This is a genomic window from Cellulosimicrobium sp. 4261, assembly GCF_040546915.1.
Lineage (GTDB): Bacteria > Actinomycetota > Actinomycetes > Actinomycetales > Cellulomonadaceae > Cellulosimicrobium > Cellulosimicrobium cinnabarinum.
Window position 1 is genome coordinate 15,744 of sequence record NZ_JBEPOQ010000006.1, and the last position, 22,278, is coordinate 38,021.

General features: G+C 74.7%; 18 protein-coding genes. 6 read left to right on the plus strand and 12 right to left on the minus strand.

Features of this window, described 5'->3' with window-relative positions; all coding sequences use genetic code 11:
* Positions 1–78 precede the first annotated feature (78 nt).
* Entirely contained in the window at positions 79–1,119 is a 1,041-nt protein-coding gene (locus ABIE39_RS09750; RefSeq protein WP_175009086.1) for a DUF2804 family protein, read from the minus strand.
* Positions 1,120–1,323: 204 nt separating this feature from the next.
* On the opposite strand from ABIE39_RS09750, the gene ABIE39_RS09755 reads away from it, so the two are divergent.
* From ABIE39_RS09755 to ABIE39_RS09765, 3 genes are all read left to right on the plus strand, one after another.
* Positions 1,324–2,562, plus strand: a complete 1,239-nt coding sequence (locus ABIE39_RS09755; protein WP_175009087.1) for a ferrochelatase — start codon at positions 1,324–1,326, stop codon at positions 2,560–2,562.
* A 41-nt stretch (positions 2,563–2,603) separates the two neighbouring features.
* Positions 2,604–3,338 (plus strand): hydrogen peroxide-dependent heme synthase, encoded by a 735-nt coding sequence (gene hemQ, locus ABIE39_RS09760; protein WP_175009088.1) that lies wholly within the window; start codon positions 2,604–2,606, stop codon positions 3,336–3,338.
* Between the two features lie 197 nt (positions 3,339–3,535).
* Positions 3,536–4,369 carry a TspO-related membrane protein gene (locus ABIE39_RS09765; protein WP_175009089.1) on the plus strand — a complete coding sequence of 278 codons (834 nt, stop codon included), beginning with the start codon at positions 3,536–3,538 and terminating at the stop codon, positions 4,367–4,369.
* Between the two features lie 84 nt (positions 4,370–4,453).
* On the opposite strand, the gene ABIE39_RS09770 is transcribed toward ABIE39_RS09765, so the two are convergent.
* From ABIE39_RS09770 to ABIE39_RS09780, 3 genes are all read right to left on the minus strand, one after another.
* Positions 4,454–5,800 carry a Glu/Leu/Phe/Val family dehydrogenase gene (locus tag ABIE39_RS09770; RefSeq protein WP_255437254.1) on the minus strand — a complete coding sequence of 449 codons (1,347 nt, stop codon included), beginning with the start codon at positions 5,798–5,800 and terminating at the stop codon, positions 4,454–4,456.
* Between the two features lie 86 nt (positions 5,801–5,886).
* Complete coding sequence (locus tag ABIE39_RS09775) at positions 5,887–6,687, minus strand: aldo/keto reductase (RefSeq protein ID WP_354051554.1); 801 nt, start codon at positions 6,685–6,687, stop codon at positions 5,887–5,889.
* A gap of 69 nt (positions 6,688–6,756) precedes the next feature.
* Positions 6,757–7,515: a helix-turn-helix domain-containing protein gene (locus ABIE39_RS09780; protein ID WP_175009091.1), complete on the minus strand. Its 759-nt coding sequence runs from the start codon at positions 7,513–7,515 to the stop codon at positions 6,757–6,759.
* 53 nt (positions 7,516–7,568) lie between these two features.
* Between ABIE39_RS09780 and ABIE39_RS09785 the strand changes: the two genes are divergently transcribed.
* Complete coding sequence (locus ABIE39_RS09785; protein ID WP_354051556.1) at positions 7,569–11,168, plus strand: proline dehydrogenase family protein; 3,600 nt, start codon at positions 7,569–7,571, stop codon at positions 11,166–11,168.
* 63 nt (positions 11,169–11,231) lie between these two features.
* On the opposite strand, the gene ABIE39_RS09790 is transcribed toward ABIE39_RS09785, so the two are convergent.
* The 7 genes from ABIE39_RS09790 to ABIE39_RS09820 form a co-directional block, all read right to left on the minus strand.
* Positions 11,232–12,446: a DNA glycosylase AlkZ-like family protein gene (locus tag ABIE39_RS09790; protein WP_222592394.1), complete on the minus strand. Its 1,215-nt coding sequence runs from the start codon at positions 12,444–12,446 to the stop codon at positions 11,232–11,234.
* Between the two features lie 86 nt (positions 12,447–12,532).
* On the minus strand, positions 12,533–13,549 hold the full coding sequence (locus tag ABIE39_RS09795) for a LacI family DNA-binding transcriptional regulator (RefSeq protein WP_086150845.1): 1,017 nt from the start codon (positions 13,547–13,549) through the stop codon (positions 12,533–12,535).
* Positions 13,550–13,616: 67 nt separating this feature from the next.
* Positions 13,617–15,167: a glycoside hydrolase family 1 protein gene (locus ABIE39_RS09800; RefSeq protein WP_354051558.1), complete on the minus strand. Its 1,551-nt coding sequence runs from the start codon at positions 15,165–15,167 to the stop codon at positions 13,617–13,619.
* Positions 15,168–15,302: 135 nt separating this feature from the next.
* Positions 15,303–16,223, minus strand: coding sequence for a carbohydrate ABC transporter permease (locus ABIE39_RS09805; protein WP_034651858.1), 921 nt, complete (start codon positions 16,221–16,223; stop codon positions 15,303–15,305).
* Entirely contained in the window at positions 16,220–17,344 is a 1,125-nt protein-coding gene (locus tag ABIE39_RS09810; RefSeq protein ID WP_074807765.1) for a carbohydrate ABC transporter permease, read from the minus strand. Before ABIE39_RS09810 ends, ABIE39_RS09805 begins: the two co-directional genes overlap by 4 nt.
* Before the next feature lie 116 nt (positions 17,345–17,460).
* A complete protein-coding gene (locus ABIE39_RS09815; protein WP_175009094.1) occupies positions 17,461–18,795 on the minus strand; it encodes an extracellular solute-binding protein in 1,335 nt (444 codons plus the stop codon).
* A 296-nt stretch (positions 18,796–19,091) separates the two neighbouring features.
* Positions 19,092–19,592, minus strand: a complete 501-nt coding sequence (locus ABIE39_RS09820; protein WP_074807760.1) for a DUF2505 domain-containing protein — start codon at positions 19,590–19,592, stop codon at positions 19,092–19,094.
* Positions 19,593–19,726: 134 nt separating this feature from the next.
* Between ABIE39_RS09820 and ABIE39_RS09825 the strand changes: the two genes are divergently transcribed.
* Positions 19,727–21,208: a histidine kinase N-terminal domain-containing protein gene (locus ABIE39_RS09825; RefSeq protein WP_175009201.1), complete on the plus strand. Its 1,482-nt coding sequence runs from the start codon at positions 19,727–19,729 to the stop codon at positions 21,206–21,208.
* An 86-nt stretch (positions 21,209–21,294) separates the two neighbouring features.
* Here ABIE39_RS09825 and ABIE39_RS09830 read toward each other — a convergent pair whose 3' ends face one another.
* A complete protein-coding gene (locus ABIE39_RS09830; protein WP_021481972.1) occupies positions 21,295–21,543 on the minus strand; it encodes a WhiB family transcriptional regulator in 249 nt (82 codons plus the stop codon).
* Between the two features lie 240 nt (positions 21,544–21,783).
* Here ABIE39_RS09830 and ABIE39_RS09835 point away from each other — a divergent pair, with 240 nt between their 5' ends.
* Positions 21,784–22,245, plus strand: coding sequence for a hypothetical protein (locus ABIE39_RS09835; RefSeq protein ID WP_175009096.1), 462 nt, complete (start codon positions 21,784–21,786; stop codon positions 22,243–22,245).
* Positions 22,246–22,278 lie beyond the last annotated feature (33 nt).

A 22,278-nucleotide genomic window follows, 5' to 3' on the forward strand; every position in this document is an offset into this window, starting at 1 on the left:
CGGCGTCGGTGCCGCCGGGTCGTTCCCCACGCTAGGCAGGGGCGGGGGACTGGCAAGCGGGGCCGGGGTGCGGGGCGGTCACCAGCGGTTGTGGACCTCCTCGGCCCAGCCGACGAGCCCGTCGAACCGCACCGGCGCGGACGACGTGCCGCCCGCGCCCGGCGCGGCCGACGGGGTGAACGTGCCCGACCAGTGCCCGAAGCACTGGTCGGTCGACGACGAGACGACCCCGAGGTGCGTGCGCGTGACCTTCGTGTGGAAGGGCACGAACGTCGCGTCGAGCCCGCCGCCGCTGACGCGCCACGGCCGGTCCGGGTCGGCGAGGTCGTAGTCCCACACGAGCTCGTCGGGGAGGTGGTGGAGGCGCCCGTCGACGAGGACCGCGTTCTCGGTCGATCCCGTGCCGACCGTCCAGCGGCCGCCCACCTGGATCCCGACGACCCGGCCGTGGCTCTCGCCCGAGCCCGCGCCCCAGTTCCAGCGGACGTCGTACGGCCAGCGCCCGCGGCCGTGGTCGAGCACGGCCCACGACGACCCGGCGGGCACGTCGACCGTCCGGCCGTCGACCCACAGCGTCCCGTGCGCCGGGCGGGCCACGTCCTTGACCGTGTACTGGAACCGCGTGTCGCTCCACGGGACCACCACCGCGAGCCGCTCGTGACCGGGCGGCAGCGCCGCGACGACGTCGAACGAGACGTCGCGCGTGCGCGCCCGCAGGCGCGTGCCGCCGTCGACCTCGTCGAGGTCGATCGCGAGGTTCCTCGCCCGGGCGCGTGCCGGGCCCTCGCCCAGCGTGCCGGGGAGCTCGACGCCGCGCGCCGGCACGACGGTCGCGGCGGCGCCCCACGTCCGCCCCGACTCCCGGTCCAGGACCCACACCTCGTGCACCGCGGCGTAGTCGATCGAGGAGACGGTGAGGGCGAGCACGTGCGTCGGGGTGGTGACGCCCCAGTACTCCCAGCGCTTGTTCCGGCCGAACCGGCGGGGGCCGCCCGGGCCGCGACGCCCGATCGCGGCGGTGCCGACGAGGGGCTGCCGGGCCCAGCCGACGGCTCGGCGGTCGAGGCGGCCGTCGGGGCGGGTGAGCGGCACGCGCTCGGTGATCTCCGGGAGCGGCACGGCTCCACCTCCACGTGGTCGGCTCGGGGCGGCTCGTCCGCGGGCGTCGGTGCCCGCGGCGCGGCCCTGAGGGACGAGCGGCCCGAGTCTAGGGTGCGAGCGTCCTCGCGAGGGGACGAGGTGACACTCTGTCCCGTCAATGTCACGTCCGAGGTGCCCGCTTCCGGACGAGCGGGCTCAGGAGCGGGTGCCATGATCGGGAGCATGCCCCCGTTCTCCCCCCAGGACGTCACTGCCGACACGGGCCGGGCCGTCGAGCCCGTCGAGCCCGTCGAGCCCGCCGCCACCCCCGCGAGCGCCGTCGACCCCGGTCCCACGCCCGACCTGCGCCCGTACGACGCGCTGCTGCTGTACTCGTTCGGCGGCCCCAACAAGCCCGAGGACGTCGTGCCGTTCCTGCGCAACGTCACCGCGGGCAAGGGCATCCCGGACTCGCGCCTCGAGGAGGTCGGCGAGCACTACTACGGCTTCGGCGGCAAGAGCCCCATCAACGAGCAGAACCTCGCGCTCAAGGCGGCGCTCGAGGCAGAGCTCGCGCGTCGCGGCGTCGAGCTGCCCGTCGTGTGGGGCAACCGCAACTGGGAGCCGTACACGACCGACGCGATCGACGAGCTCGAGGCGCTGGGCGCGAAGAACGCCGTCGCGCTGGTGACGTCCGCGTACTCGTCGTACTCGGGCTGCCGCCAGTACCGCGAGGACCTCGCGGTCGTGCTCGACGGGCGCGGCCAGCTCGGCCCCGACGGCTCCACGGGCGTGCAGTTCGACAAGGTCCGCTCCTACTTCAACCACCCCGGCTTCGCGCAGGCGAACGTCGACGCGGTGCTCGACGGCTACGCGGCGCTCGCGGACAAGGGCGGCGACGGCGCGGCCGCGCGGCTCGTGTTCGTCACGCACTCCATCCCGGACACGATGGAGGCGGCGTCGCGCATCTCGTTCGCGACGTACTCCGAGCAGCACCTCGACCTCGCGCGCGTGATCGCGGCGGAGGTCTCGGCGCGCCTGGGTCACGACGTCGCGTGGGACCTCGCGTACTGCTCGCGGTCCGGCCCGCCGAGCCAGCCGTGGCTCGAGCCCGACGTGAACGACCACCTCGAGGCCCTCGCGCAGGACGGCGTCCGCGACGTGGTGCTGTCGCCGATCGGCTTCGTCTCCGACCACATGGAGGTCGCGTACGACCTCGACACCGAGGCGATGGAGACGGCGACGGGGCTCGGGATGACCGCGGTCCGCGCGGGCACCGTGAGCACGCGCGAGCCGTTCGTGCGCGGTCTCGTCGACCTGCTCGTCGAGCGCGCGGCGCTCTCGCGCGGCGAGGACGTCGAGCAGGCCACGGTCGGCGCGCTCCCGGCGTTCCGCTCGGTGTGCGCTCCCGGCTGCTGCCTGCGCCGCGACGGCGAGCCGAGCGGCGTCCCGGCGCTGTGCAGCACGGACATCCACAGCTGAACCCCGGCGGGCACCCCCGCACGGACCCGAGAGGAACCCCGATGAACGACGCCGCGCGCGTACCCGCGGACCACGAGCAGATCAACACCACCATCCGCTACGCGATGTGGTCCGTCTTCGCGACGGCGGCGCCCCTGCCCGCCGACGCGGACGAGCGGGCGGGCCTCGTGGCCGACGCGCTGGCCGCCGTCGGCGGTGGCGACGACCCGTCGGCGACGGACGGCGACCTCGTCGTGCGCGGCTGGTACGACGTCGCGGGCCTGCGCTCGGACGCCGACCTCATGGTGTGGTGGCACGGCCCGACGGTCGAGTCGGTGCAGCGCGCCTACCAGCACCTGCGCGCGAGCGCCCTGGGTGCGCACCTCGAGCCCGTGTGGTCGAACGTGGCGCTGCACCGCCCGGCGGAGTTCAACCGGGGGCACGTGCCCGCGTTCCTCGCGGGCGAGGAGCCGCGCGACTACCTGTCGGTGTACCCGTTCGTGCGCTCGTACGACTGGTACCTCCTGCCCGACGCCGAGCGCCGCACCATGCTGCGCGACCACGGCCTCGCCGCGAAGGACTACCCCGACGTGCGGGCCAACACGGTCGCGTCGTTCGCGCTGGGCGACTACGAGTGGATCCTCGCGTTCGAGGCCGACGAGCTGCACCGCATCGTCGACCTCATGCGCGAGCTGCGCGCGACCGAGGCGCGCCGCCACGTGCGCGAGGAGGTCCCGTTCTTCACGGGCCCGCGCACGACGCTCGCCGACTGGGCGGACCGCCAGCCCCTGGCCTGAGTCCGGCCCCTCGCTCCCGCCCGCCCGGCTCGCCCACCCGGCTCCGCCCAGGCCCGCGGCCGAGAACGACCCTGGTGTCGGTATCCCCGTGATACCGACACCAGCGTCGTTCTTGTCGGCGAGCGGCGTCGTTCTCGGCGGGGGAGCGGCGACGCTCCCGAGATGCTCAGCATGCTGAGTGATGTCAGGCTGGAAATATGACCACCGAAGCCGCCGTCCCCGCGGGAAGCGTCCGCGCCCCCGCCTCCTCCGACCGGGTCCGTCAGGTCGTCGTCCTCGTGGGCTCGCTCGTCGCCGCCGGTGCCGCGGCGTACGGCGCGGGCGCCTTCGGCGGCACGTCCGTCGAGCAGACCGCCGGGGGTGCGCTGTCCTCGACCGCGACGCCCGTCGCGCCGGACAACCCGGCGTTCCGCATCTGGTCGGTGATCTACCTCGGGCTCTTCGTGTTCGCCGTCTACCAGGTGCTGCCCCGGCACGCCGCGAGCCCGCGCCTGCGCGCGACCGCGTGGTGGGTCCTCGTGTCCATGGTCCTCAACGCCGCGTGGATCGGCGTCGTGCAGGCCGGGTGGGTCCCGCTGAGCGTCGTCGTCATCGCGGCGCTGCTCGCCGTCAACGCGGTGGTCGTCGTGCGGCTCGTGCGCCGTCGGCCCGAGTCGACGGCGCAGGCCGTCGTGCTCGACGGGACGATGGGCCTGTACACCGGCTGGGTGAGCGTCGCGACGCTCGCGAACGTCGCCGCGGCGCTCACGGACGCGGGCGTCGGCGAGCTCGGCCTCGGCGCGACGGGCTGGTCCGTCGTGCTCGTGGTGCTCGCCGCGGCGCTGTCCGTCGCGTGGGCGGCGTTCGCCGCCGGGCGCCGCGCGGTCGCCCTCGGTATCGGCCTCGCGATGTCGTGGGGCCTCGCGTGGATCGCCGTCGGACGGTTCCAGGGCGAGCTCCTCGACACCACCGTCGCCTGGGCCGCCGTCGGAGCATCCGCGATCGCGCTGACAGCGGCGCTCCTGGCGGCAACCCGCCCCGCACGCCCCTGAGCACCCGCCGAGCACGGGACCCGCGACCGGATCGAGCCCAGGACGGTCGCGGACCCCGTGCTCGGCGGGGCGGAGCGTCGTCCGTCAGGGGTAGAGGCCGCGGATCTGGTGGGCCTCCGCCACGCGCTGGACGCCGATGACGAGCGCCGCGTCGCGCAGGCTCAGGTCCTCGCGGCGCGCGAGCGCGGCGACCTCCTCGTACGCGTGCAGCATGCGGAGCTCGAGCTTGTCGCCGATCTCCTCCGCGGTCCACCAGTACGCCTGGTTCGCCTGGACCCACTCGAAGTAGGAGACGACGACGCCGCCCGCGTTCGCGAGCACGTCCGGCACCACGGTCACGCCGTTCTTCGCGAGCACGCGGTCGCCCTCGGCGGTCGTCGGGCCGTTGGCGCCCTCGACGACCCAGCGCGCGCGCACGGTCCGGGCGGTGTCGCCGTCGAGCACGCCCTCGATCGCGGCCGGCACGAGCACGTCGACGTCGAGCGCGAGCAGCGCGTCGTTGTCCACCGGGTCGGCCCGGTCGAAGCCCACGACGCTGCCGGTCGCGGCGACGTGCTCGACCAGCGCCCGCACGTCGAGCCCGTCCGGGGCGTGCACCCCGCCGTACTGGTCGGACACCGCCACGACGCGGGCGCCGCGGGCCGCGAAGATCGCGGCCGCGTGCGCCCCGACCTTGCCGAAGCCCTGGACGGCGACGCGCACGTCGGAGAGCGGCACGCCCGCCTCCTCGAGCGCCGCGGCGGTGACGTGCACGACCCCGGCGCTCGTCGCCGTCGTCCGACCGAGCGACCCGCCCACGGTGATGGGCTTGCCGGTCACGACCGCCGGGATCGTGTAGCCCTGGTTGACGGAGTAGGTGTCCATGACCCAGGCCATGGTCCGCTCGCTCGTGCCCATGTCGGGCGCCATGATGTCCCGCTCGGGCCCGATGACCGGCATGATCTCCGACGTGTAGCGGCGCGTCACGCGCTCGAGCTCCGCCTCGGAGTAGGAGCGCGGGTCGATCGCGACGCCGCCCTTCGCGCCGCCGTACGGCAGGTCCACGAGGGCGCACTTCCACGTCATCCACATGGCGAGCGCGCGGACCTCGTCGATGTCGACGCTCGGCGCGTACCGCAGGCCGCCCTTGCCCGGACCGCGCGACACGTTGTGCTGCACGCGGTAGCCGTGGAACAGGACGGTGCGGCCGTCGTCGCGCCGCAGCGGCACGGCCACGTTCACCTCGCGGCGCGGGGTCGCGAGCATCTCGTGCAGGCCGTCGTCGTAGCCGAGGAAGCGGACCGCGTCGGCGAGCTGCGCGTGCGCGGTGTCGAGCGCGGACGCCGGGGCGCCGGCGTCGGGGGAGCGGCGCGTGCCGCGGGGGAGATCGGTGCGGTCGGTGGGGGCGGGGCCGTCGCTCGTGGTGGCGGGCGGCACGGACGTCGTCGTCACGGTTCCTCCGGTTCGAGGTTCTCCTCGGTGCCGCGGGGGTGTGCGGCACCGAGGGTCACGCTACCCCCGGCGCGGTCGCTCGCCGCTCACGCGCCCCGGCGGTGCCCCAGGGCGTCGACGGCCGCGAGCTCGTCCGCGGTGAGGGAGAACCCGGTCACCGCGAAGTTCGCCTCGATGCGCTCCGGCGTCACCGACTTCGGGATGACGACGAACCCGTGGTCGAGGTGCCAGCGCAGCACGACCTGCGTGGGCGTGACGCCGTGCGCCGCCGCGACCTCCGCGAGGACCGGCGCGTCGAGGTCGGTGCGCTTGAACGGGCTGTACCCCTCGAGCACGACGCCGCGCTGCGCGAGCTCGTGCACGACCCGGTGGTCGTAGTCGGCCGGGCTCCACGGGATCTGGTCGACGGCGGGCGTCTCGCCGACCTGCTCGGACAGCACGTCGACCTGCTCGACGGAGTAGTTGCTCACCCCGATCGAACGCACCTTGCCCTCGTCGCGCAGCTCGACGAACCGCTCCCACACCCACGGCGACGCCTCGCCCGCCGGCGGCCAGTGGATGAGCCACAGGTCGACGTGGTCCGTGCCGAGGTCGCGCAGCGACGCCTCGAGCGTCTCGCGCTCGCGGCCCGCGGCGTCCGGCGGGAGCTTGGTCGTGACGAACACGTCGCCACGGTCGACGGACGAGTCGGCGAGCGCGCGCCCGACCTGCGCCTCGTTGCCGTAGCCCGTCGCGGTGTCGACGTGCCGGTAGCCCACGTCGAGCGCGTGGCGCACGGCGCGGTAGGCGTCGTCGCCCTCGGACTGCCAGGTGCCGAGACCGAGCAGGGGCATCGTGCCGCCGGGCAGCTCGACCGTGGGGACGGGGGCGGGGTCTGCGGAGGTCATGCCGTCAGTCTCCGTGCCCGACGGCGTCGCTCGCCACCGCGGGCGCCCTCGCCGTCGCGCGGGCGGAGGTCAGCGGCGCGTGCGGCGGCGGTACTGGGCCGGGGTCTCGCCCGCGAGGCGCGCGAACGTGCGCGTGAACGACGGCTGGTCGTAGAACCCGCTCGCCGCCGCGACGTCGCCGATCGTCATGGCGCTCCCCGCGAGGAGGCGCGTCGCGTGGTCGACCCGGGTGCGCAGCACGAGCTGGCGCGGCGTCACGCCGTACACGCGCCGCACGCGCCGGTCGAGCACCGCGGGCGTGCAGCCCGCCGCCTCGGCGAGCCGAGCCGTCGTCCAGCGGGCGCCGAGGTCCGTCTCGACCGCGGCGACGAGCGCGGCGAGGGAGTCCATGGTCGCGTCGTCGGCGGCGCCCGCACGCAGGTCGTGCGAGACGGACACGAGGCCGACGAGGTGACCGGCGTCGTCGTGCACGGGGAGCTTGGACGTGAGGAACCAGCCCGACGTGCCGCCGAGCCGCCGGATGCGCTCGAGCTCGCCGCGCAGCGCGCGCCCGCGCAGCACCTCGGCGTCCTGCTGCTCGTAGCGCTCGGCGAGCTGCGGGACGAACAGGTCGCGCGCGCGTCGGCCCAGCACCGCGCGGCGCGAGCGCTCGGTCGTCCGCGCGACGAACACCGGGTTGACCGCGACGTACCGGCCCGTGACGTCCTTCGCGCAGAACATCGTGTCCGGCAGCTCGTCCATGAGCGCGACCATGGCGGGGCTGAGCGCTCGGAGGAGCCGGTCCGCCGCGGGCGGCGAGGTCTCGGCGTTGTCGCGGTCGGGTGTCATGTCGCCCCGGATCGTACAAGACGAGTCGCCGCGACCCGAGGCACCCTGGAGGGATGAGCAACGACGCGCCCGCCCGGCCGCTCCCCACCCCCGGAGCCGTCGGCGACACGAGCCTCACCTCCCCGGACGACCTCGTCGAGGAGGCCGTCGCGCTGGCCCGGCGCTGGCTCGCCGCCAGCGAGGGAGCGGGCGACGCGCGCGCCCGCAGGACCGCCGAGCGGCTCGGTGCGCTCGTCTCCGACCCCGCGGGCCTCGAGCTCGCGGTCCGGTTCGTCGACGACGTCGCGCGCCCCCAGGACGTGCACGTCGCCGCGCGGGCGCTCGGCCGCCTCGGCGAGCTCGCGGGCAGCGCGGGGGCGTTCCTCGGGCCGGTCGACCGGTCGCTCCTGCGCGTCGGGGCGGGCGTCGCGCCGGTGCTGCCGCGCGTCGTCGTGCCGGCCGCGCGCGTGCGCCTGCGCCAGCTCGTGGGCCACCTCGTGGCCGACGCCGGCCGCGGCCTCGGCCCGCACCTCGCCCGGACCCGCGCGGAGGGCTACGCGCTCAACGTCAACCTCCTCGGCGAGGCCGTGCTCGGCGAGGCCGAGGCGGACGCCCGCCTCGAGCGCACCCTCGCGCTCGTGCGGCGGCCCGACGTCGACTACGTGTCGGTCAAGGTGTCGTCCGTCGCGTCGCAGCTCGTCACGTGGGACCTCGACGGGTCGTGCGCGCGGGTCGTGGAGCGGCTCCTGCCGCTGTACCGGGCCGCGCGCGAGCACGGCGTCTTCCTCAACCTCGACATGGAGGAGTACAAGGACCTCGCGCTCACGACCGCGGTCTTCCGCGAGATCCTCGCGCACGACGACCTGCACGACCTCGAGGCCGGGATCGTGCTCCAGGCGTACCTGCCCGACGCGCTCGGTGCGCTCGACGGGCTCACGCGCTTCGCGGCCGAGCGCGTCGCCGCCGGGGGAGCGCCGGTCAAGGTGCGCCTCGTCAAGGGCGCGAACCTCGCGATGGAGGCCGTCGAGGCCGAGCTGCACGGCTGGCCGCAGGCGCCCTACCCGACCAAGCCCGACGTCGACGCCAACTACGTCCGCCTCCTCGACCACGCCCTGCGCGCGCCGCGGACCGACGCCGTGCGCATCGGCGTCGCGAGCCACAACCTCTTCCACGTCGCGCTCGCCGTGCTCCTCGGCCGGGCCCGCGGCGTGAGCCACGCGCTCGACGTCGAGATGCTCCAGGGCATGGCCCCCGGCGAGGCGCGCGCCGTGCGCGACGAGGTCGCGACCGACCGCGTCGAGAGCGGCCCGCACGCCGGGCGCGGCGGGCGCGTCGTGCTGTACACGCCCGTCGTGCGCGACGAGGACTTCGACGTCGCGATCTCCTACCTCGTGCGCCGCCTCGAGGAGAACGCCGCCGAGCAGAACTTCCTGCACGCCATGTTCGCGCCCGACGGGTCGCCCGCGGGCAGCCCCATGGAGCGCCAGGAGGCCGCGTTCCGCGCGTCGGTGCGCCACGGGGTGCACTACGCCGAGACCGACGTCGCGCCGCGCCGCGCGCCCCGGCCCGCCGTCGGCGCCGGGTCGGCGAGCCCGGAGCCCGACGGCACCGTGCCTGAGGGGACCGGCACCGGGTTCGCGAACGCCCCCGACACCGACCCGGCGGTCGCCGCCTCGCGCGACTGGGCCCGCCACGTCACCGGGACCGGCTCCGGGTACGTCCCCGTCCGCACGCCCCAGCTCACCACGACCGCGCAGGTGGACGACGCCGTCGCGACCGCCGTGCGCGCGACCGCCGCGTGGTCGCAGGTCGCCCCGGCGGCCCGCGCCGCCGCCCTGCGTGCGGTCGCCCGGCGCCTGGAGGAGGCACGCACCGACCTCGTCGCCGCGATGGTGCACGAGCCCGGCAAGACCGTCGCCGAGGCCGACCCCGAGGTGAGCGAGGCCGTCGACTTCGCGCGCTACTACGCGCGCTCCGCCGAGGAGCTGGACCACGTGCCCGGCGCCCGGTTCGCGCCCGACGGCGTCACGCTCGTCACGCCGCCGTGGAACTTCCCCGTCGCGATCCCCGTGGGCGGGGTCCTCGCGGCGCTCGCGGCCGGGTCGGCCGTGCTCGCCAAGCCCGCGCCGCCGACGCCGCGCTGCCTCGAGGTCGCCGTCGAGGCGGTCCACGCGGGCCTGCGCGACGCGGTGGCCGCGGCGCCGGGAGACTTCCCGGCGCTGGACGCGAGCTCGGTGACGGAGGTCGTGCAGTACGTCCGCGTGCCCGACGACGAGCTCGGCACCCGCCTCGTGACGCACGACGACGTCGCTCGCGTCGTGCTCACGGGCTCGATCGAGACCGCGCAGCTCTTCGCGCGGTGGAAGCCGTCGCGCCCGGTGCTCGCCGAGACGTCGGGCAAGAACGCGCTCGTCGTCACGCCGTCGGCGGACCTCGACCTCGCGGTCGCGGACCTCGTGCGGTCGGCGTTCGGGCACGCGGGGCAGAAGTGCTCGGCCGCGTCGCTCGCGATCCTCGTCGGCTCGGCGGGCGACCCGCGGACCGAGACGGGGCGGCGCGTGCGGCGCCAGCTCGTGGACGCGGTGCGCTCGCTCGCCGTCGGCCCGGCGACCGACGTCTCGACGACCATGGGCCCGCTCACCGAGCCCGCGTCGGGCAAGCTGCTGCACGCGCTGACGACCCTGGAGCCGGGGGAGTCCTGGCTCGTGCGGCCGCGGCTGCTCGACGGCGGGCCCGATCTGGAGGGCCGCCTCTGGACGCCCGGCCTCAAGGAGGGCGTCGCGCCCGGGTCGCCGTTCCACCTCACCGAGTACTTCGGCCCGGTCCTCGGGATCATGACCGCCGCGACGCTCGACGAGGCGATCGCGCTCCAGAACGCGGTCCCGTTCGGCCTGACGGGCGGCATCCACAGCCTCGACGACGCCGAGGTCGAGCGCTGGCTCGACGCCGTCCAGGCGGGCAACGCCTACGTCAACCGGCACATCACGGGCGCGATCGTGCAGCGGCAGTCGTTCGGCGGCTGGAAGCAGTCGGCCGTCGGCCCGGGCGCCAAGGCGGGCGGGCCGAACTACGTCGCGCAGCTCGGGCGCTGGAGCGACGCGCCGGGCGAGGACGCCGGCGAGGGCGCGGGGACGTCGTCGGGCAGCACCGGCCCGGGGCGTGCCGCGCCGGCCGACGCCACGCCGCCCGCGCGCGAGACCGCGCCCGAGGCGTGGCTCGCGTGGGCGCAGGCCGACGACGCGCGCTGGTGGGCGCGGGAGTTCTCCGTGGGCCACGACCCGTCGGGCCTGCACGTCGAGGCGAACGTGTTCCGCTACCGCCCGGTCGACGTGCTCACCGTGCGCGTCGGCGCGGACGCGCTCCCCGTCGAGGTCGAGCGCGTGCTGCACGCCGCGCGCACCGCGGGCGTGCCGGCGGTCGTCGTGCCGAGCGTGGGCGACGCCGCCGTGAGCGACGAGGAGTTCGCGCGCCGCGTCGCGTCCGGCGCGGTCCGGGGCCGGGTCCGCGTCGTCGGCTCGGCGCCGGGGCTGCACGAGGCCGCGGCCGAGCGCGTCGGCGAGGTGACGGTGCTCGACCACCCCGTCGTCGCGAGCGGTCGTCGCGAGCTGCTCGCCGTGCTCCACGAGCAGGCGGTCAGCCGCACGACCCACCGGTACGGCCACGTGAAGCACTGACCCGCCGCGCCGTCGCGGGAGGGGCCCGGGCTCGACCAGGCCTCTCCCTCGACGGGCCGGGCTCTACGACGCGTCCTGCGCCGGTACCACCGTCACGGACGTCGCGTCGCGGAACGCGCGCAGGCGCTCCGCCTGCTCGGCGACGGCGTCGGTGAGCCCGGCGTCCCACGGGACCCACGGGTCGGTGCGGACCGTGAGGCGCCGGCCCGACGCGCGGGGCCGCCACGTGCCCACGACCTCACCGCCCGCGAGCACGGCCCCGGGCCGGCCGAGGACCCGCCACAGGTCCTGGGCGCGCGCGACGCCCGGGACGAGCGTCGCGCGGTCGCGCAGCTGGAGGAACAGGTCGTAGGGGCCCACGAGGCGCACGGCCGGGACACCGGCTGCGGGCCGCGCGCCGCGCTCGCGCCCGGCGGCGCCCGTGACGTGCCCGAGGTCGTCGGCGAGCACCCATCTCTCGGTCGGCCGCGCACCCGGCTCGACGTCGGTCACCTCGACGCGGACCGCGTCGTCGGGCCACCGGCTCCGGACGTCCTTGACCGGGGCGTCGAGGAACGCGGCGACGTCCTGGACGCTCGCGCCGGGGAAGAACCGCAGGTAGCCGCGCACGACGTCCAGGCGCGGCGGGGCGTCGTCGCCGAGGCGCCCGTAGAGCGGCGGCTCGAGCCCGGGGACGCGCCGCAGCACGGGCGGGGACGAGCCCGGCTCGAGCTCGAGCCCGGCCTGCAGGGCCGCGAGGCGGAACGTCTGCTCGTAGCTGTGGGTGGCGCCGCACGGCCCGCACCAGCGCAGGTGCGGCTCCGGGAGCCGCGCGGTGAGCCGCGTCGAGAGGTCGCCCTTGACGGTCGGGGTCTCGACGAGGTCGCGCTCCAGCCGCGCCTCGGTGCGCAGCGCCTCGAGCACGGCGACACCGGCCGCACGGAGCGGTCGGCTCGCGTCGTAGACCCGCTTGGCGGCGTCGGCCTCGGAGAACGGGGCCGTGGCGGTCGCGACCTCGGCGAGGTCCGCCCGGCGGTAGACGTGCGGGGCGCCCCGCAGGGTCCACGCGAGCGCGAGGTCGGGCGGCAGGGTGCCGGGCGTGATCGGCGGGGCGCCGCGGACGGCGAGCGCCCACGCGGCGCCGTCGGCCCCCGTGTCCTGGACGCCCAGGTCGAGGACGGCGACGTCCGTCGCCGCGGCGGCCGCGCCCGGCGCCCGGTCGAGCTGGTGGGCGTGCCAGCGCGCGGCGAGGACGTCGGCCCGCGAGAGCGTGGCCACCGGTTCCGTGGACGGGTGCACGTCGCCAGGCTACGAGCGACCGCCCACGGCGTCGCGCCCCGGCGGCCCGGGGGGCTGTCGGGACGCAGTCGGGGACCGACGACGGGTCAGACGGAGTCGCGCTCGACGAGCTCGGGCGCGAGGACCTGCGACGCGATCTCGTCGCCGCGGCCGCCCACGAGGTCGAGCAGGAGGTCGGTCGCGCCGCGCACCATCTCGACCATCGGGTTCTGCACCGTGGTGAGCGGGGGCGACGTCGTGGCGGCGGTGGCGAGGTTGTCGAAGCCGACGACGGACACGTCGCGCGGCACGTCGCGGCCGTGGGCTGCGAGCACGCGCAGCGCGCCCTCGGCCATGAGGTCGGACGCGACGAACAGGCCGTCGACGTCGGGGTGCGCGGCGAGGAGGCGCTCCATGGCCGCCGCGCCGCCCGCGACGGCGAAGTCGCCGATCTCGACCGCGTCGTCCGGCAGGCCGGCGTCGCGCAGCACCTCGCGGAAGCCCGTGAGCCGGTCCACGCCCGCCGTCATGTCCTGCGGGCCGGCGATCGTCGCGATGCGGCGCCGGCCCGCCTCGACGAGGCGCCGCGCCGCGAGGCGCCCGCCCTCGACGTTGTCCACGTCGACGTAGAGGAGGTCCGGCGTCGGGCGGAACGGCCGCCCCACGAACACGGCGGGCAGGCGCGCCGCGAGGAGCGCCTCCTCGAGCTCGTCGTCGCGGTGGTGCGACGCGACGATCGCGCCGTCGACGTGGCCGCTGCTGAGGTACCGCACGATGCGGCCAGGCTGCTCGTCGGGGCGCGCGAACAGCAGCACGAGCTGCAGGTCGGTGCCGCCGAGCGCGGCGCTCACGCCGCGCATCGTGCCCGCGAGGAACGGGTCGGTGAGGATGCGCTCGTCCGGCTCGGGGACCACGAGGGCGATCGAGTCCGTGCGGCGCGTCACGAGCGAGCGGGCGGCGCGGTTGGGCGTGTAGCCGAGCTGCGCGACGGCGGCGTCGACCGCCGCCTGCGCCTCGGGGGACACCCGCAGACCGCCGTTGATGGCGCGCGACGCCGTCGAGCGCGAGACACCCGCCGTCTGGGCCACCTCGTCCAGGGTCGGCGCGGAGCGCAGGCTGTTCATCCGGACAGTATCGCGCGCGCGCTCCCCGGTCCGCACCGCCCCGCTCACCGTGTCCTCACCGTCGTCCTCACTCGGCCGGGGCGGGGTCCGCGGCCGGCGTCTCGCGCGCCGGGATCGCGTTGTCGCGCGCGACCTGGCCGTACCAGGCGCCGCTCGCCTTGACGGTGCGCTCCTGCGTCTCGTAGTCGACCCGGACGATGCCGAACCGCTTCGTGTAGCCGAGCGCCCACTCGAAGTTGTCGAGGAGCGACCACGCGAAGTAGCCGCGCACGTCCGCCCCGGCGTCGATCGCGTCGCGCGTCGCGCGCAGGTGCGCGTCGAGGAACTCGAGCCGGTCCTGGTCGTCGACCGAGCCGTCCGGGCCCACCTGGTCCGGGTAGGCGGCACCGTTCTCGGTGATGTACATCGCGACGCCGCGCGGGCCGGTGAAGTCGCGCTGCAGGCGGGTGAGCAGGCGCGTCAGCCCCTCGGGCTGGACCTCCCAGCCCATGTCCGTGCGCGGCAGGCCGCGCGAGTGGGCGTGCACGCCGTCCGCGGCGGGGTAGGGGGACGACGTCGCGCGCACGGGCGCGTCGCCGGCCGCCTCGTCGCGGACGCCCTCGGGGCGGGTGCCCCCGGCGCCGTCGCCCTCGGCGCCGGGCGCCGCCGCCTGCGGGCGGGCCGAGACGGCCCCGCCGTTGTAGTAGTTGACGCCGAGCGTGTCGATCGGGGTGGAGATGATCTCGAGGTCGCCGTCCTTGACGTGCTCGAGCAGCCCGTAGGGCGCGACGTCCTCGAGGACGTCGGCCGGGTACTCGCCGTGGAAGACGGGGTCGAGGAAGATCCGGTTGAACTGGCCGTCGATCCGCCGCGCGGCGTCGACGTCGGCCGGGTCCTGCGGGTCGACCGGGTCGGACACCGTGAAGTTGAGCGTGAGCCCGAGGTTCGCCTCCGGCGCGCGCTCGCGCAGCGCCTGGACCGCGAGGCCGTGCCCGAGCAGCAGGTGGTGCGCGGCGGCGAGGCCGTCCTCGCGCGACTGCCGACCGGGCGCGTGCACGCCCGCGGTGTAGCCGAGGAACGCGGAGCACCACGGCTCGTTGAGGGTCGTCCACACGCCGACGCGGTCACCGAGCGCCTCGTGCATCGTCACCGCGTACTCGGCGAAGAGGTACGCCGTGTCGCGCGACGTCCAGCCGCCCTTCTCCTCGAGCGCCTGGGGGAGGTCCCAGTGGTAGAGCGTGAGCCACGGCAGGACGTCCGCCGCGAGCAGCTCGTCGACGAGGCGGTCGTAGAACGCGAGCCCGGCGGGGTTCACCGCGCCGCCGTCGGGACGCACGCGAGCCCACGACGTCGAGAACCGGTAGGCCCCGAGGTCGAGGCCGCGCAGGAGCGCGACGTCCTCGCGGTACCGGTGGTAGTGGTCGCACGCGACCATGCCGTCGTCACCGTTCACGACGGCGCCCGGCACGCGGGCGAACGCGTCCCACACGGAGTCCGTGCGCCCGTCGGTGTGCCCCGCGCCCTCGATCTGGAACGCGGCCGTCGCGGCGCCCCAGAGGAAGCCCGGGGGCATCTCGACGCGTCCGGTCGCGGTCGCCGGGTTCGGGAGGAGGGGCGCGGACGGGACGAAGCTGGTCATGGTCGATTGTCCTTCGAGAAGTCGCGGGATGGCACGCGGGCGGGCCGGTCGGGCCCGCCCGCGCGACGGTCGGCACGCAGCACGGACCGCGCCCACCGGGTGGTGGGCGGGTCGTGCGGCGCGGGGCGCCGGGCGTCAGCCCTTGACGGCGCCCTGCATGATGCCCGCCACGAGCTGGCGGCCGGTGAAGATGAAGATGACGATGAGCGGCAGCGTGACGAGGAAGATCCCGGCCATGACGAGCGAGTAGTCGACGAAGAAGTTCGACTGCAGGGACCGCACCACGAGCGGCAGCGTCGGGTTGTTCTGGTTGAGCACGATGGACGGCCAGAAGAAGTTCGTCCACTGCTGCACGAACGTGAACAGGCCCAGCATCGCGGCGGCCGGGCGGGCCGCCGGCAGCGCGATGGACCAGAACGTGCGGATCATGGACGCGCCGTCGACCCGGGCCGCCTCGATGAGCTCGTACGGCAGCGCCTCGCCCAGGTACTGCGTCATCCAGAAGACGCCGAACGCCGTGACGAGCGCGGGCACGATGACGGCCTGGAGCTTGCCGATCCACCCGAGGTCCGACATGAGGATGTACATCGGGATGACGCCGAGCTGCGTGGGGACCGCCATCGTCGCGATGACGAAGACGAGCAGCGGGCCGCGGCCGCGGAACCGGAGCTTCGCGAACGAGAAGCCGGCGAGCGTCGAGAACAGCACGACCGAGAGGGACGTGAGCACCGCGACGACCACCGAGTTCCAGGCGGCCTTCCAGAAGTTGATCGCGTCCGAGCTCATGACGTCGGCGAACCGGTCGAACAGGCTCGCGTCCGGCAGGAGCTGGGGCAGCGCGCTGCGCGAGATCTCCTCGGGCGTCGAGGATCCCAGGATCAGCGTGAAGTACAGCGGGAACACCGAGATCAGCAGGACGATCCCGAGGATGGTGTAGGTGACCCAGCGTGGGCGGCGCTGCGTGCCGCCCACGTTCTTCCCGGCGCTCCGGCGGCGGGACGCGGCGCGGGCCGCGCCCGGGCCGGCGGTCTGGGCGATGACGGGGACGGAGCTCATCGCTTCCTCCGGTCGGTCGGGCTGGCGGCGGTCGGGACGGACGCCTCGGTCCCCGCGGCGGAGCGCTGCGCGGACATGGCGTCCTCGGCGCGCAGGCGCTTGCGCGCCTCCTGCCGGCGACGCACCCAGCGTGGCGGTCGCGGCTGCGCGTTCGACGTGGCGATCCGCCGGGTGACGAGGAAGTTGACGATGCCCACGAGGATGATGAGCAGGAACAGCAGCCACGCGACGGCGGCCGCACGACCGAAGTTCTTCTGGTTGCCCCACGCGACGTCGTAGAGGTAGAGCACGGTCGTCATCCACTGGCGGTCGGCGCCGCCGAGGCCCTGCGCGTCGAACATGCGCGGCTCGTCGAAGATCTGCAGGCCACCGATCGTCGAGGTGATGACGACGAAGATGATCGTGGCGCGGATCTGCGGGACGGTCACGGAGAAGAACTGGCGCACGCGCCCGGCGCCGTCGATGATCGCGGCCTCGTACAGCTCGCGCGGCACGGCCTGCATCGCGGCGAGGAAGATCAGCGCGTTGTACCCCGTCCAGCGGAAGTTCACCATCGACGCGATGGCGACGTGGCTCGCGAGGGCGTCGGCGTGCCAGCGGATCGGGTCGACGCCGACGAGGCCGAGCAGCTCGTTGATGAGCCCGTACTGGTCGGCGAACAGGCGGCCGAAGATCATCGAGACCGCGACGGGTGCGACGACGTACGGCAGCAGGACGCCCATGCGCCAGAAGGTCGCGGCGCGCAGGTTCTGGTCGAGCAGCGCGGCGATCGCGATCGCGGCGAGGACCTGCGGCACGGACGAGAGCACGAAGATCGAGACGGTGTTGCGCAGGGACTTCCAGAACGTGGGCTGCGCGAGGACGTCCGTGTAGTTCTGGAGACCGACGAAGTCGCCCTGGCCGCCGAGCAGGTTCCAGTCGTAGACGGACACGACGGCGGTGTACACGAGCGGGAAGAGCCCCGTGATCGCGAACAGTATGAAGAAGGGCGAGATGTAGAGGTAGGGCGAGACCTTGACGTCCCAGCGGCTGAGGCGCTGGGAGAAGCCGACGCGGCGCGGCGTGCGCGGCGGCGGACCGCTGAGCCCGGGCGAGGGCTGGGTGGGCGTGAGGACGGCCATGTGGGATTCCTGGGCTGCTCGGTGGCGCTGGGTGGCTGCGGGTGCGGGGCGTCGTCCGCGGGCGGACGCGCGCGGGGCCGGGGGCGGCAGGTCGTGCCGCCCCCGGCCCCGTCAGGTCACAGGCCCAGGTCCTGGAAGGACTGGAGCGTCTTCTGCCACGAGGAGGCGGCGTCGTCCGTCTTCTCGACGTCCACGCGCTTGATGCCGTCCTGGACGGCCGTGTGGATCGAGAAGTAGTTCGCGCCCTTGAACGGCGCGCTGTCGATCGCGAGCGCACGGTTCACGAAGATCGTGCCGACCGGGGCGTCGTTGAAGAAGTCGTTCGTGAAGGACTGCACGGCGTCGGACTCCTGCGCCTCGAGCTGCGACGGGAACGTGCCCGCGTTCTCGAAGGCCGTCGTCTGCTGCGCCGGGTCGGTCAGCCACGCGGCGAGCTCCTTGGCCGCCTCGGCGTTCGGGCCGGAGGCCGGCACCGTGAGGAACGAGCCGCCCCAGTTGAGGCCGCCGCCGGGGAAGACGTCCGCGACGTTCCAGCCGGTGACGCCGCCCGAGCGCTCCTCGACCGGGCCGGTCATCCACGCGGGGCAGATCATCGTCGCGAAGCCGTCGTTCTGGAACGCGGCGTCCCAGTCGCCCGACCACTGCTCGAGGCCGGCGGAGAGCTCGTTCGTCGTCGACTGCTCGAGCACCGTGTCGTAGATGTCGATGATCGGCTGGTTGGACGCGAGGTCCTTGGGCGTGCCGTCGGACTCCTCGTAGGCGTTGTCGATCTGGTTGACCATGGCCTGCGAGATGGACATCGCGGAGTCGTACCAGGCCGAGTCGCTCGCGGCGACGAACGTGGCGCCCGCGGCGAAGTAGTCGTCCCACGTGGCGTCCTCGCCACCGAGGAGCTCGGCCACGCCGGCCGGGTCGCTCGGGAGGCCCGCGGCCTCGAACAGATCCTGGCGGTAGCAGATCGCGCTCGGGCCGATGTCGGTGCCGTAGCCGATGAGCTTGCCGTCCGTCGTCGTCGCCTGCTGGACCTTCCAGTCCACCCAGCGGCCGTCGAGCGACGAGTCGGTGAGGTCGGTGAAGAGGTCGGGGTACTGCATGAGCTCCGGGAGCCAGTCGACCTCGATGGCCTCGATGTCCGCGAGGCCCTCGCCGCCGGCGGCGAGCTTCGTGGTGAGGTTGGTCCGCGCGTCCTCGGACTTGGCGGCCTTCGTCTGCTTGACGGTGACGTTCGGGTGCTCCGCGGTGTACGCGGCGAGGAGCTCGTCCGTGTAGCCGAAGTCGTTGAACGTCGCGACGGTGAGCGTGATCTTGTCTCCGTCGCCGGAGCCCGTCGCGTCGTCGTTCGAGCCGGAGCCGCTCGAGCACGCGGTCAGGGTGAGGGTGATGGCCGCGAGGCCTGCGACGGCGGCGATCGCCTTGCGGGGCCGGCGGGTCGTACGGGTGCTGCTCAGCACGGTGACTCCCTTGTCGGTGGGGCGGGGTCGTGGCAGCGCTCCCACCTCCAATGTGGTAGCGCTTCCACACAACGGCCTGATCGTGCGTTCCCGCCCGAACCCGTGTCAAGCCACGCTCGTGCTCGGAGGGGTGTGGTTGCGCTCCCACCCGGGTGTCTGCGCAGGTCAGAGCGTTGCGGTGACTTACCGGTTGGTCGGATTCTGTGGAAATCGTTACCGGTTCGAGACCGGTCTCCGCGCGGTGCCGACGAGTGCCCGCGTCGGTCGGGCCACGCCGGACTCCGCCCGGTCGGCGGTCAGCGCGACAGCCAGGCGAGGCCGGCGGACTCCTCGGCGGCGAGCGCCGTCCGCACGGCCTCGGCCGCAGCCTGCTCGATCGCGCCGCCGAAGAGCGGCACGTTGGCCTTGACCTCGCCGTCGTAGCGCTCGACCGTGCCGTCACCCTCGGGGGAGAGCGTCACGGTGCCCGTGAGGCGCACCGGCGCGCCGGTGATCTCGAGCGACACCGTGCCCGACCGCTCGCCGTCGCGCTCCGGCTCCCAGACCTCCGCCTGCCGGATCTCGAGACGACCCCCGACGAACGACCGGACGTGCGCGGGGATCTGGTCCGTGGGCAGCGTCCGCCGCACCGCGACGGTGAACCCCTCGTCCGGCCCGCCGGTGACGTCGACCTGCTCGACGTGGGCGCCGTCGCCGCCGGAGCGGGCAGCGCGCCAGCGGACGAACTCCTCGTCCGCGAGCATCGCCCCGACGGCGGGGACGGGGGCGGGGTAGCGGAGCTCGACGCTCAGGTGCACGGGACCTCCTCGGACCCTGCGCCGGCCCGTGACGGGCCGGTCGACGGGACGGCTGACGGTTCTGGCGACCGCGCACGCGGGCGCTGAGGGGACTCTACCGGTCGCGCCCCTCTACGCTGGGGTCCGTGTCTGCCATGAGTGACCTCATCTCCCGCCACGCCGACCTCAGCCCGGCGGACAACGAGTGGTTGCACCTGCTCGTGGGCGACTGGCAGGTGATCTCCGACCTCGCGTTCGCCGACCTCGTGCTGTGGCTGCCCACGAGCGACGGCAACTTCGTCGCCGTCTCCCAGTGCCGGCCGTCGACGGGCGCGACCGTCCACTACGACGACATCGTCGGGTCGTTCGCCCCCGAGGGGCAGCGCCCGCAGCTCGAGCGCGCGCTCACCGAGGTGCGGTCGCAGCGCTCGCGCGAGCCGCGCTGGTTCGGCGCGTACGCCGTGCGCGAGGAGGCCATCCCGGTGCTGCACTCCGGGAAGGCGATCGCCGTCGTCGCGCGGCAGACCAACCTCGGGAGCGGGCGCACGCCCAGCCGCCTCGAGCTCAACTACGTCGAGGCCGCGGACGACCTCATCGCGATGATCTCGCGCGGGGAGTTCCCCTTCCCGAACGCCGCGACCGGGCCGCGGCGCGGCGCGCCGCGCGTCGGCGACGGCCTCATCCGGCTGAACTCCGAGGGCGAGGTGCTCTACGCGAGCCCCAACGCGCTGAGCTGCTTCCACCGCCTCGGCGTGATCGGTCCGCTCGTCGGGCGCTCGCTCGCCGAGGTGACGGCCGACCTCATCGAGCACCAGAACCCCGTGGACGAGTCGCTGCCGCTCGTCGTCATGGGCCGTGCGCCCTGGCGCACCGAGATCGAGGCGCAGCGCGTCGCGCTGTCGCTGCGCGCCCTCCCGCTCACCGAGTCCGGGCAGCGCATCGGCGCCGTCCTGCTGTGCCGCGACGTCTCCGAGCTGCGCCGTCGCGAGCGCGAGCTCATCACCAAGGACGCGACGATCCGCGAGATCCACCACCGCGTGAAGAACAACCTCCAGACCGTCGCGGCGCTCCTGCGGCTGCAGGCCCGGCGCATGGACGTCCCGGAGGCGCGTGCCGCGCTGGAGGAGGCGATGCGGCGCGTCGCGACGATCGCGCTCGTGCACGAGAGCCTGTCGCAGACGCTCGACGAGGAGGTGGAGTTCGACGACATGGTCGGTCGCGCGCTGCGCCTCGCGGCCGACGTCGCCTCCGCCGACACGAGCGTGCGGACCGTGCGGACGGGGAGCTTCGGGCTCGTGCCCGCGGAGGACGCGACCCCGCTCGCGCTCATCCTCACCGAGCTCGTCACCAACGCGGTCGAGCACGGCCTCGCGAAGCAGGACACCGGCACGGTCGAGGTCGCGGTCGAGCGCGACGGGTCGGCCCTGCGGATCGTCGTGGCGGACGACGGCGTCGGCATGCCCGACGGCGACGTCGCCCGCGCAGGCAAGGCCGCCAAGAGCGGCCTGGGCTCGCAGATCGTGCAGACCCTCGTGACGAACGAGCTCGGCGGCACCATCGAGTGGTCGCCGCGCCCCGGCGGGGGCACCCAGGTCGTGCTCGCGCTCGTGCTGCGCGACGGCAACCGCCAGGGCTGACCGCCGGTACGACGACGGGCCGCCACCCCGGAGGGTGACGGCCCGTCGTGCTGCTCGACGCCCGGAGGGCGGAGCGGCGTGTCGTGTCAGCCGGCGCGGCGTGCGCGCGCGGTGCGGCGCTTGAGGGCGCGGCGCTCGTCCTCGGAGAGGCCGCCCCAGACGCCGGCGTCCTGGCCGGACTCGATGGCCCACTTGAGGCACGTGTCGACGACGTCGCAGCGGCGGCAGACGGCTTTCGCCTCCTCGATCTGCAGGAGCGCAGGGCCGGTGTTCCCGATGGGGAAGAACAGCTCGGGGTCTTCGTCGAGGCAGGCTGCGCGGTGGCGCCAGTCCATGTTCGTCGTCTCCTTCGGGCAGAGGGGAGCCTGGTCGCGAGGTGATGACTCGTCGCTGGGCGACCCGGCAGGGGGCTGCCCGGGCCAAGGGCTCGAGGCGGGGGGTGATTGATGCTTGAACCAGGTTCACACCTCGTGAAGCACAGCACAAGGGGTTACGAGAAAGTTTCCGTCGCATGAATCGTGAGGCCTTCGTCACACGGGTGTGAAGCCGCAGGTCGCCGCGTACGCTGGGTGATCGTGCCCTCCCGCGAGCCCTCCGGAACCCCGCCCGAGCCCCGCCCGACGCCCCCGGGACCGTCGTCCGACGGGGGGTCGCGGCCGCCCGCGCTGACGGCGCTCGTCGCCGGGGTGGGCGTCGAGATCGCCGCGCTCGTGGTGGGCGCGGTGCTGATCCTCGTCGAGCTCGTCCGTGGTGGGTCGCAGTCGTTCGGGGTGAGCGTCTTCCTCGTCGTCTTCGCGCTCGGCGTGGGAGCCGTGCTCGCCGCGAGCCTCCGCGGGCTGCTGCGCGGGCAGCGCTGGGCACGGTCGCCCGTCGCGACGTGGCAGATCCTCCAGGGGGTCGTCGCGGTCAGCTCGCTCCAGGTGGGCGTGACCCCGTGGGTCGTCGTCGCGCTGGTGCTCGCCGTCATCGTGCTCGTCCTCCTCATGCTGCGTCCCGTCGTCGAGGCGACCACGCGCGACGTCCGCCCGGCCGCCTGACTCTCGGCCCGCGGGCCGGGCGGCTCGCCCCTC